The 11,462-nt window shown below is 73.5% G+C and carries 9 protein-coding genes; 7 read left to right on the top strand and 2 right to left on the bottom strand.

Features of this window, described 5'->3' with window-relative positions; genetic code table 11:
- Nucleotides 1-42: 42 nt before the first annotated feature.
- Complete coding sequence (gene ku / locus ACZ3IJ_RS06765) at nt 43-1,128, bottom strand: non-homologous end joining protein Ku (RefSeq protein WP_467466592.1); 1,086 nt, start codon at nt 1,126-1,128, stop codon at nt 43-45.
- A 49-nt stretch (nt 1,129-1,177) separates the two neighbouring features.
- On the opposite strand from ku, the gene ligD reads away from it, so the two are divergent.
- From ligD to ACZ3IJ_RS06800, 7 genes are all read left to right on the top strand, one after another.
- On the top strand, nt 1,178-2,062 hold the full coding sequence (gene ligD / locus ACZ3IJ_RS06770) for a non-homologous end-joining DNA ligase (RefSeq protein WP_467466593.1): 885 nt from the start codon (nt 1,178-1,180) through the stop codon (nt 2,060-2,062).
- Complete coding sequence (locus ACZ3IJ_RS06775) at nt 2,059-2,976, top strand: ATP-dependent DNA ligase (RefSeq protein ID WP_467466594.1); 918 nt, start codon at nt 2,059-2,061, stop codon at nt 2,974-2,976. The genes ligD and ACZ3IJ_RS06775 overlap by 4 nt, the downstream gene beginning before the upstream one ends.
- A 240-nt stretch (nt 2,977-3,216) precedes the next feature.
- Nucleotides 3,217-5,331, top strand: coding sequence for a PBS lyase (locus ACZ3IJ_RS06780; RefSeq protein ID WP_467466595.1), 2,115 nt, complete (start codon nt 3,217-3,219; stop codon nt 5,329-5,331).
- A gap of 311 nt (nt 5,332-5,642) precedes the next feature.
- Nucleotides 5,643-6,431: a hypothetical protein gene (locus tag ACZ3IJ_RS06785; RefSeq protein WP_467466597.1), complete on the top strand. Its 789-nt coding sequence runs from the start codon at nt 5,643-5,645 to the stop codon at nt 6,429-6,431.
- Entirely contained in the window at nt 6,428-7,696 is a 1,269-nt protein-coding gene (locus tag ACZ3IJ_RS06790) for an ATP-binding protein (RefSeq protein WP_467466598.1), read from the top strand. The genes ACZ3IJ_RS06785 and ACZ3IJ_RS06790 overlap by 4 nt, the downstream gene beginning before the upstream one ends.
- A gap of 56 nt (nt 7,697-7,752) precedes the next feature.
- Entirely contained in the window at nt 7,753-9,132 is a 1,380-nt protein-coding gene (locus ACZ3IJ_RS06795; RefSeq protein WP_467466599.1) for an FtsW/RodA/SpoVE family cell cycle protein, read from the top strand.
- Nucleotides 9,129-10,598 carry a penicillin-binding transpeptidase domain-containing protein gene (locus tag ACZ3IJ_RS06800; RefSeq protein ID WP_467466600.1) on the top strand — a complete coding sequence of 490 codons (1,470 nt, stop codon included), beginning with the start codon at nt 9,129-9,131 and terminating at the stop codon, nt 10,596-10,598. Before ACZ3IJ_RS06795 ends, ACZ3IJ_RS06800 begins: the two co-directional genes overlap by 4 nt.
- Before the next feature lie 4 nt (nt 10,599-10,602).
- Here the strand turns inward: ACZ3IJ_RS06800 and ACZ3IJ_RS06805 are convergent, their stop codons facing one another.
- Nucleotides 10,603-11,457: a hypothetical protein gene (locus tag ACZ3IJ_RS06805; RefSeq protein WP_467466601.1), complete on the bottom strand. Its 855-nt coding sequence runs from the start codon at nt 11,455-11,457 to the stop codon at nt 10,603-10,605.
- Nucleotides 11,458-11,462: the final 5 nt, after the last annotated feature.

Below are 11,462 nucleotides of genomic sequence, written 5' to 3' on the forward strand. Positions count from 1 at the left end.
GCGCCGCCCCACCGGCTCGCCGCTATGCCCCTCCGTGTGCCCCTACGCCGACCGCTTGCGCGGGGTCGCCTTCTTCGCGGACGCCGTGGTCTTCTTCGCCGCCGTCTTCTTGGCGGCCGTCTTCGCCGTCGACTTCGTCGCCGACTTCGCCGTCGTCTTCTTCGCCGCCGTCTTGCCACCGCCCGCCCCGGACCCCGCACCGGCCGTCTTCGACGTCGACTTGCGGGCCGGGGCCGCCTTCTTCGCGGCCGTCTTCGACGTGGACTTCCGCGCGCCCGTTTCCTTCGGGGTGCGTGCCGAGGTCTTGCGGGGAGTCAGCTCCCTCACGTCGGCGTCCCCGCCCTCGCCGCGCGCCTCCTTGGCCGCGCGGACACTGCTCTCCAGGGCCGCCATCAGGTCGATGACCTGGCCGCCGCCCGCCTCCTCGGGCTCCGGGGGCGCCACCGCGGCGCCGCCCTCCGCCTTGGCGGCGATCATCTGCTCGACCGCCTCCCGGTAGTCGTCGTGCAGGGTGTTGATGTCCACTTCGCCGAGGGTCGCCATCAGCGCGTCCGCCAGGTCGAGCTCCGCGTCCCGCACCGAGACGGGCGTCTCCGGGGCCACCCCCTCGGGCGCCCGGATCTCGTCCGGCCAGAGCAGTCCGTGCATCGCGATCACGTCGTCCACGACCCGGAGCATCCCGAGCCGCTCGCGCCCGCGGAGCGCGTACTTCGCGACGGCCACCTTGTCGCTCCGCTTGAGCGCCTCGCGCAGCAGGGTGTACGGCTTGGCGGCCGCCGCCCCGCTCGCCGAGAGGTAGTACGCGGCATCCATCTGGAGCGGGTCGATCTCACCGGCGGGCACGAAGGCCACGATCTCGATCGTCTTCGCCGTCGGCAGCGGGAGCGTCGCCAGATCCTCGTCCGTGATCGGGATCATGGTCCCGTCGGACTCCTCGTAGGCCTTGCCGATCTCGGCCTGGGAGACCTCCTCGCCGTCCAGCTCGCACACCTTGCGGTAGCGGATCCGGCCGCCGTCGGCGGCGTGGATCTGGCGGAAGGACACGGACCGGCTCTCGGTGGCGTTCACCAGCTTGATCGGGATGCTCACCAGACCGAAGGAAATGGCGCCGTTCCATATGGATCGCACGTTTCATCCCTTTCGCACGGTACTTCCGGATTCGTGGGATTCTCATCGTATGACGCCCATCACGGAGGTGGAGGGGCGGCGCCTCCCGCTCAGCAATCTGGAGAAGGTCCTCCACCCCACCACCGGCACCACCAAGGGCGAGCTGCTGCACTACTACGCCACCGTCGGCACCGCGCTCCTGCCGCATCTGCGCGACCGCCCGGTGTCCTTCCTGCGCTATCCGGACGGCCCCGACGGTCAGCTCTTCTTCACCAAGAACCCGCCGCCCGGCACACCCGCCTGGGTGAAGACCACCCCGGTCCCCCGCTCCGACGACCCTCGTGCGCGGCAGGTCATGATCCAGGACCTCCCGTCCCTGATGTGGGCGGCGAACCTGGTCGTGGAGTTCCACACCCCGCAGTGGCGGGCCGGCTCGCAGGCCGTCGCCGACCGGCTCGTCCTCGACCTCGACCCCGGGCCGCCGGCCACCGTCGTGGACTGCTGCCGGGTGGCCCTCTGGCTGCGGGAGCGGCTCGCGGCGGACGGTCTGGAGGCCTTCGCCAAGACCTCCGGGGCCAAGGGCCTGCACCTGCTCGTTCCGCTGGAGCCGGCCCCGTCCGACGAGGTCTCGGCGTACGCGAAGCGGCTCGCCGTCGAGGCGGAAGCGGACCATCCGGCGCTCGTCGTCCACCGGATGGCCCGGTCGCTGCGGCCGGGGAAGGTCTTCGTCGACTTCAGCCAGAACGCGGCCGCCAAGACCACCGCGACGCCCTACACCCTGCGCGCCCGCCCCCGGCCCACCGTCTCCGCGCCGGTGACCTGGGAGGAGGTCGAGGCCTGCGACGCGCCCGAGCGGCTCGTGCTGCTGATGGACGACATCGCGCCACGTCTGGAGCGGTACGGAGACCTGCTCGGGCCGCTCTTCGACCCGGACCGGGCCGGGGCCCTGCCATGACCGCGGCCCCCGGACCGGAGCCCGCGGAGGGTCCCGTCCTGCGGCCGCCGGTCGACGTCATGCGCCCGCGCCCGGCCGACGAGATCCCGGCGCAGGGAAGCACGCCGGGGGGTCTGCAGTACACCCTCAAGCTCGACGGTTTCCGGGCCCTCGCCTTCGTCCTGGAGGACCGCAGGGTCTTCCTGCAGTCGCGCTCGCACCGGGACCTCTCCCGGGAGTTTCCCGAGATCGCGGCGCATCTGGGCGCCCGGCTGCCGGCCGGCGTCGTCCTGGACGGGGAGCTGTGCGCGTACCGCGAGGGGCGGCTGAGCTTCACCGACCTGCTCCGCTCGCACGCCGACCGCAGACAGGCCGGCGTACCGGTCTCGTACATCGCCTTCGACGTCCTCGCCCTCCCCGGCCGGGACCTCAGGGCGCTGCCGCTCGTCGAACGCTGGCAGCTGCTGGGCGTCGCGCTGAGCGATGTCGGGCCGCCCGTGCAGCCCGTGCTCGCGACGCTGGACGAGGAGACGGCGCGGGGCTGGTTCCGCGATCTGCGCGCGGTGGGCGTCGAGGGGATCGTGGCGAAGGCGCTGCGCTCTCCGTACCGGGCCGGCGAGACGTGGGCGTGGCGGAAGGTGCGGCACGCGGACACGCTCGACGGCACGCTCCTCGGGCTGGTCGGCCCGGTGGGCCGGCCCCGGGCGCTGCTCGTCCGCCTCCCCGACGACCGTACGGTGACGACCTCGCCGAAACTGACTCCGGTGCAGGCCCGCGAGGTCGGCGCGCTGGCCGAAGGCCGGCTCGGGGCCCCGGTGGAGCATCCCGAGCACGGCACGGTGACCCCGCTCGCCGACCCTCTCACCGTCGAGCTGCGGCAGCAGGCGGGGCGCCACGAGACGGCCCGCTTCGTGCGCGTACGGTCCGACGGCTAGGCCGCCGGCGACGGTACGGCGGGCCTCCGTCCCCGGCTCCGTACACCCGTTCTCCCGTGCTCCCCATACGCCACTCCCCGTACCGGCGGGCGCAACTCCGCGTACCGCTCCCGCAGATGGCGCAAAGCGAGCGGCTCGCGGGCCCTTCGGGGACCGCGTCCGGTCAGCGGGTCCTTGTTCCCGGTGTGGTGGTGCACACTTGCTGCCTGGTACAGCGCTCACGGGGAAGGCGGCGGCCGCATGCTGACGGGGATCGAGGAGGTCGACTGGGCCTCGTTGGGGCATGCCTACGGACCAGCCGACGATGTACCGGGGATGCTGCGCGGACTCGCCTCGCCCGACCCCGGCGAACGGGAGCTCGCCCTCGACGGCATGTACGGCGCGGTGCACCACCAGGGGGACGTGTACGACTCGACGCTCGCCTGCATCCCCTTCCTGCTCGAACTCGTCGCCGACCCTGAGGTCCAGGACCGGGGCGGCATCGTCGAGTTGCTGACCAGCATCGGCGGGATCGATCTGAGCGGCGAGGACGAGCTCGACGAACTCGACCCGGACGACGAGGACTTCATCCCGGCCGCGAACTACGCCATGGCCGCCGCCGCGGTCGCCGCGGGCGCCGACGTCTTCCTCGGGCTCGTCGGCGACCCGGACTGCGAGGTGCGGCTCGCCGCCCCGTGCGCGCTCGCCTCGCTTCACCCGGACCCGGCCGGTGTGCTGACCCTGCTGAGGGAGCGGCTGACCGTCGAGCGGGACACGGAGGTGCGGCTCGCGCTGGTGGAGGCCGTCGGGCGGATCGCGCGGCGGCACGAGTCGCTGCGGGACGAGACCGTCGACTGGCTCGGCTGGCTCACCCGCGCGGCCCACGCGCCGGGGCTGCGGCTCGCGGCGCTCACGCAGCTGGCCCGGTGCGCGCCGGGCGAGGTCCCGGACGACGTGGTCGAGCGGGTGACGCGGCTGCTCGACGAGGTGCGTGCCGCGCCGCCCGAGACGGCCGCCCCGGAGAGCTCCCGGCCGTCCGCGCCCACGTTCGCCGGGCAGGTCCGTGAGCTCTTCGAGGAGCATGCCGCGAGCCGTGCGACCCCGTGGACCGACGAGCTGATGCGCACCCTGCACACCGCGCTCGACGACCGCGTCGAGGACCGGATCGCGCTGATCCTCGCCCAGCTGCGCAGCCCTGACCGGTGCCAGCGCGCGGACGCCATCTGGCTGAGCGGCGGTCTGATACGGGTCTGGCGCGGGGGGTACGAGGAGGTGGTGCGGCTGGTCGGGACGCAGCTCGCCGACCCCGATCCCCGGCTGCGCGAGGCCGCCACCTCGTTCCTGGAGAGCCTCTTCGAGCTCACCGGGCCCGCGACCGACGCCCTCGCGGCCGGGCTCGCCGCGCGCCCCGGACGGCCCGACCGGCCCGAGTGGGAGGAGTGGGCGGACCGGCCGGAGGACGAGCCGGGGGCACCGGACGTGCGCGGCCGCGCCCTGCTCGCCCTCACCCGCTCGGGCGACGCGCGGGCGGTACCGCTGATCGCCCGCGCCCTGGTCGAGCCCGAGGTCCGGCGTGATCTGCTGTACGCCGTCCCCACCCTGGGGCCGGCCGCCGCGCCGCTCGCGCCGCTGCTGCGCCGCCGGCTGGCCCGCGTCGACCTGGGCGACCGGCTGTACGAGCACGCGGCGCCGCTGCTCCACGCCCTGGCCTCGGTGCGCGGCGTGCAGGCGATGCCCGAGGTGCTGCGGGTGCTGCGCGGGGCCCCGTCGAACCGGCGGGACTGGGTGCAGGAGGCGGCGCTGAGGACGCTCGCCGCGTTCGGGCCCGCGGCGCGGCAGGCGATCCCGGACGCGCGGGCCCTGCTGGAGAGCGGGTCGGCGGCGGTCTCGGCGCAGGCGGCGCTCACGCTCTGGGCGGTGGAGGCCGACCTGGAGGCCGTCCTGCCGGCGCTGGTGGCCTGGCTGGGCCCGGACGCGGCCGCTCCTGACCGGTGCGCGGCGGCCCGCGCCCTGGGCGCGATCGGCCCGGCGGCGGCGAGCGGCGCGCCCGCCCTGCTCCCGGGGCTCACGGCGCTCGACCTGTGGGTTCGGGTGCGCAGCGCGGCGGCCCTGTGGCGGGTCTCCGGGGACGCGGCGGCGGCGCTGCCGGTGCTGCTCGCGGCCTGGGAGGAGAACAGGCACGCGCGCGTGGACATCGCGGAGTGCCTGGCGGAGATGGGTCCCGAGGCGGTGGAGGCGCGGTGGGTGATCCGTTCGGAGCTGGCCCGGCCGCGCCGTCACAACGTGCGGGAGAGCGGCTACAGCAGCCATGACGTCCACGAGGACGAGAAGCTGCTGACCTTCTGCCGCGCCGCGCTCGACCGGATGGAGCGGTAGGGGTCCGGGTACGACGGCTTCGTCGCACCACGTATGGGCCACTGTCACAAGTCTGCAATAGCGGACATTTAGCTTCGAATCATCTCCGCCGGCGACTGCTCGCCGGTCCGGCGCCCACCCCCGCCCTCGACCGGAAGATCCAGCGGGTCGACAAAAAGGACTTCCCTACGAATAAGGTCTACGGGAGGACCGACCGTCCGGGCCTCCCGCCGATCACCCGTGGGGCCGATCGTGGGCGGTCACCGGAGTGACACCGTCATCGTCTTCGCCGACCCGGTGAAGCAGCGAACCGATCGCCCCCGAGGAGCAGAGTGAGACCGCCCGGACGGCCGCTCGCCGCCGCCGTGGCCCTGGCCGCGGCGGTGCCGCTCGCACTCTCCGGCTGCGGCGCCGAGGGCGAGCTGAGGAGCGCGGGCGCCACTCCCACCGCGGTCGGACCCGTGCACCTCTGGCCGGACCTGCCGCCCGCGACCGCGCCGCCGCTCGACTACGGCGAGACCGACACCGAGCCCGTCCCGGGCATCCAGGTGCCCGACAACGACGTCCACCGGGTGGACGCCGTGGCCGTGGTCCGCGCCGAGGTGAAGGCCCATCCGGACACGTACTCCGGGGCGGACGGCATGTACCAGGAGACGGCGCGGCAGATCGACCGGTGCACGGCGGACCCGGCGAGGTGCCCGGTCATGAAGCCGTACTACCGCGATCTGACCGGCAACGGCCGGGACGAGCTGATCGTCGGCATCCGGATGCCCGAGCAGCAGGTGGGGGTGCGGGTGTATCTGGCCGAGAACGGCGGGCTCACCCGGATCATGTCCACCGTCGACCAGGTGATCAGCGTGGAGCTGGCGGGCCGGGACCTGATCGTACGGGCCTCCTCGGCCGGCATCCCGGGGTACGAGTACCGCACGGCCTGGTCCTGGGACGAGCAGCAGGGGGCGATGCTGCCGGCCCGGGACGAGATCGTCCGCGTCAAGCCGCCGGGCCCGTCCGTCTCGCCGGCGCCCCGGCCTCGGCTCGTCGAGCCGACGCCCACACCCGGTCCGACCGGCTCCTCCCCGGCGCCCTTCGACACCGACGACACCGTCGGGGAGGCCCCGTGACCGCGCGCGGGCGGCTCCGTCTGCCCGCCTGGACCGCGACACTCACCTGGAAGTCCGCGGTCTTCATCACCGTCATGTGCTGCGCCCTGGCCGCGCTGCTCGGCGCCCTCGTCCATGTCTCCGTGTCCCGGCAGACCGAGGACGACTTCCGCGAGCGGGCGCTCGCCCGGCTGGCCACGGCCTCACGGGCGTACGAGGCGGGCGACCCGCTCCCCCGGGGCACCGGGATCGACCCCGAGGACCTCCCGGACGAGTTGCGCGCACTCGCCCTCAAGGGGGAGCGCGGCACGATGGCCGGGGAGTACCGGGACCGGCCGACCATGTGGGGTGCCGGCCCGGCCGACGGCCGGGCCCTCGCCGTCCGGGTCGACTACTCCACGGGCACGGAGATCATCGACGGACTCGACCGCTCGATCCTGGGCTCCTCGGTCCTGGCGATCGGGGCGACGCTGCTCGTGGGCGCGTTCGCGGTCACCCGGGTCACACGGCGGCTGCATCTGACGGCCCAGGTGGCCCGGCGGATCAGCGCGGGCGATCTCGACGCGCGCGTGGACGACCCCCGCACGAAGGTCCCCGGGCGCCCGCAGGACGAGGTGGCCACGGTCTCCGGGGCGCTCGACACGATGGCCTCCTCGCTCCAGCGCAAGCTCCAGACCGAGCAGCGCTTCACGGCGGACGTGGCGCACGAGCTGCGCACCCCGCTGACCGGGCTGTCGGCCGCCGCCGAACTGCTGCCGGAGGGGCGGCCGTCGGAGCTCGTGCGGGACCGGGTGAAGGCCATGCGCGGGCTGACCGAGGACCTGCTGGAGATCTCGCGGCTCGACGCCCGCAACGAGACCGTCGACCTGGCGATGCACGATCTCGCACCGCTCGCGCGCGGGGTGGTGCGGGCCTCCGGGACGGAGACGGAGGTACGGGTCGTCCGGGACGCGATGGTCGAGACGGACCGGCGGCGCCTGGAGCGGGTCCTCGGCAACCTCGTCGCCAACGCGCACCGGCACGGCGCCCCGCCGGTCGTGCTGACCGTGGACGGCCCCGTCGTCACCGTGCGGGACCACGGGGCCGGATACCCGGAGTACCTGCTGGCGTCCGGGCCGCAGCGGTTCCGTACCGAGAGCGGCGGGAAGGGACACGGCCTCGGGCTCACCATCGCGGCAGGCCAGGCCGAAGTGATCGGCGCGGAGCTGGTCTTCGGCAACCCGCCGGACGGCGGCGCCGAGGCGCGGCTGACGCTGCCGGAGTACGTACCGTTCACCGGCCCCTGACGGCACACCGTCACACATAAGGGATATAAGCCATATCGCTTGCTACGTTGCGGACCATGACCGCAACGACGGCGGACGCTCCCCCGCCCGCGCTACGTGTCCCGAAGCGCCGCGGCGTGGAACTCACCCTGCTCGTCGGCGCCGTCCTCATCTCCGTCATGGGCTACGCGAACGTCGGGCTGGCCAGGAACGACGCCGTCCCGCCGGACGCCCTGCGCTACGGAGCCGGCCTGGGCGCGCTCGCGCTCCTCGCCCATCTCGCCGTACGGTTCCGCGCCCCGTACGCCGATCCGCTGCTGCTGCCCATCGGCGTCCTCCTCAACGGCCTCGGTCTGGTGCTGATCTACCGTCTCGACCTGGAGACGCCGAAGGACCAGGCGGCCTTCACCCAGCTGGTCTGGTCGGCGCTCGGTGTCGCGCTCTTCGCCGCCGTCGTGGTGCTGCTGCGTGACCACCGGGTGCTGCAGCGGTACGCGTACCTGTCGATGGCCAGCGCCCTGGTCCTGATGCTCGTGCCGATCCTCTTCCCCGCGGTGAACGGGGCGAAGATCTGGATCCGGATCGGCGGACTCTCCTTCCAGCCGGGCGAGTTCGCCAAGATCCTGCTCGCGGTCTTCTTCGCCGCCTACCTGGCCGCGAACCGCAACGCGCTGGCGTACACCGGCCGCAGGTTCTGGCGGCTCCAGCTCCCCACCGGCCGGGTGCTCGGGCCGATCGTGGCGATCTGGGTGCTGAGCGTGGGAGTGCTCGTCCTGGAGCGGGACCTCGGCACGTCCCTGCTCTTCTTCGGGCTCTTCGTGATCATGCTGTACGTGGCGACGGGCCGGACCGGCTGGATCGCGGTCGGGCTGCTCCTCGCGGGCGTCGGGGCGTTCGCGGTCGGCTCGCTCGAACCTCACGTGCACAGCCGTGTCGAGGACTGGCTGAACCCCTACGCCTCCATCGAGGCGGGGGACGGACCGAGCCAGCTCGCGCAGTCCCTGTTCTCCTTCGCCGCGGGTGGGATGCCCGGCACGGGACTCGGCCTCGGGCACTCCATCCTGATCGGCTTCGCCGCCAAGTCCGACTTCATCCTGGCGACGGCGGGCGAGGAGCTCGGACTGGCGGGGCTGACCGCCCTGTTCCTGCTGTACGCGCTGCTCGTCGCGCGCGGGTTCCGGGCCGGGCTCGCCCTGCGCGACCCCTTCGGGCGGCTGCTCGCGATCGGTCTCGCCTCGATCCTGGCGCTCCAGGTCTTCGTCATCGCCGGCGGGGTGATGGGTCTGATCCCGCTCACCGGAATGGCGATGCCGTTCCTGGCGCAGGGCGGCTCGTCCGTCGTCACCAACTGGATCATCGTGGCGCTGCTGATCCGGCTCAGCGACTCGGCCCGCGCACCGCTTCCGGACACGGTCGAGCCCGGTGTCGTCGCACCGGCGGTGGAGGACGCCCGGTGATCCCGTACATCCGGCGCGCCGCCGCGCTCTGCCTGATCCTGCTGGCGGCGCTGCTCGTCAACGCGGCGCGCGTGATGGTCGTCCAGTCCGACGAGCTGAACGAGAACCCGGCCAACCGGCGCGTCGCGATCACCCGCTGGAGCGAGCCGCGGGGCGAGATCGTGGTCGAGGGACGGCCGGTGACCGGCTCGCGGGACAGCGGCCAGCAGCTGCGCTACGAACGGACGTACAAGCAGGGACCGTTGTACGCGCCGGTGACCGGCTACGCCTCGCAGACGTACGGCACGACCTTCGTCGAGCACGCCGAGGACGACATCCTGGCCGGTACGAGCCCGTTGCTCGCCCCTCTGCCGTTCTGGAACGACGTCGGCCCCGGACGGCAGCCCGGCGGTGACGTGGTGACGACGGTCCGGGCGTCGATGCAGGCGGCCGCGTACCGGGGGCTCGGCGGGAAGCGGGGCGCGGTGGCGGCGATCGAGCCGTCGAGCGGGCGGATCCTGGCCCTGGTCTCCTCCCCCTCGTACGATCCGGCGCTGCTGTCCGGGACGGGTGCCGAGGTCAAGACCGCCTGGGCCCGGCTGAACACCTCGCCGAACCAGCCGATGCTGAACCGGGCGATCCGGCAGACGTATCCGCCCGGCTCCACGTTCAAGATGGTGACGGCGGCGGCGGCGCTGGACGCGGGCGTGGTGACGGACGTCGACGCGCCGACGGACACCCCGGACCCGTTCGTGCTGCCGGGGACCCGGCAGGTCCTCCCGAACGCCGCGGAGGGGTGCGGGAACGCGTCGCTCGCGTACGCGATCCAGTGGTCGTGCAACACGGTGATGGCCGGGCTCGGGGTGGAGGTCGGGCTCTCCGGGATGGTGCAGGCGGTGGAGAACTTCGGCTTCAACGACACGGGCCTGTCGATCCCGTCCTGGGTCGCGAGGTCCAACTTCGACCGGGAGATGAGCGACGACCAGCTCGCGCTGTCGTCCATCGGCCAGTTCGACACGACGGCGACGCCCTTGCAGATGGCGCTGGTGGCGGCGGCGATCGCCAACAACGGGGAGATCGCCCACCCGTATCTGGTGGAGCGGACGACGACGGCCGGCGGCAGGACGGTCGACACGACGGGTCGCCGCAGCTACCGCCAGGCGATGCGCCCGTCGACCGCGAACCGGCTGCAGCGGCTGATGGTCAAGGCGGTCGAGGAGGGCACCGGCACCAACGCGGCGATCCCGGGGGCGACGGTCGGCGGCAAGACCGGCACCGCCCAGCACGGCCTGGGCAACACGGGCACCCCGTACGCCTGGTTCATCGCCTGGGCGCAGGCGGCGGACTCGGCCCAGCCCGCGGTGGCGGTCGCGGTCGTCGTGGAGGACGCGGAGGCCAGACGTACGGAGATCAGCGGCGGCGGCAGCGCGGCGCCGATCGCCCGGGCCGTGATGGAGGAGGCGCTGCGGCCCCGGGACGACGGCTGACCGGTCAGCCGATCGGCTTGCGGATCTCGGCGCGGACCTTGGCCGCGGTCTCGGCGAGTTCGGCCAGGTCGATGTCCTTCGGGTCGGCGGTCGCCGACCCGGGGGTGACGAGGGCGACGGCGGCCGCGGTGTTGTCGTCGCCCCAGGCGCACATGGGCAGCGTGGCCGTGGCGAGGGCGTCCTTGGACGTCGTGACCTGGCAGCTCACGGTCACGCCGTAGCCGGCGGGGGTGAAGTCCTCGGGCGGGACGGCGAGCGTGGAGCCCTTCTCCGTGGAGGCGCCCTTGAGGATGGAACGCCGGGTGACGTCGGCGTTCTTGATGCGCCCGTGCATCCCGGAGACGACGAGGACGGCCCCGTCCTTGCCCGTGTACTGGCCGACCGCCGCCTCGGCGTCCTTGACGGTGAGGTCGGGGGTGTCCTCGATCTCCTTGCCCTGGGTGTCGGAGAGGTCGGAGACCAGCGTGTACTCGCCGGCGAGGAGCGTCTTGGGGACGACCAGCTTGTGCGTCGCCTCGGGGAAGGAGCCGGTGGCGCCGGAGAGCCCGGCCTTCGCCGCCCAGCCGATCCCACCGACCAGCACCAGGGAGCCGACGACGATGGCGACGATCGCCCCCGCCGAGAGCGACTTCTTCGGCGGCGGACCCATGGGCGGCTGCCCCCAGGCGCCGGCACCCGGCTGCTGGTACGGCGGAGGGAAGCCCTGCGGAGGAACGCCCTGCGCGGGATACCCCTGCTGAGGAACCCCCTGCGCGGGGTACCCCTGCGGAGCCCCGTACGGGCCGGGCTGCTGCGGGGGCGGGACGGGGCCGCCGTACGGGTTGTGGGGCGGCTGGTTCGGCGATGGCGGCATGGTCATGGCGG

This window comes from Streptomyces sp. NPDC013317, assembly GCF_055563155.1.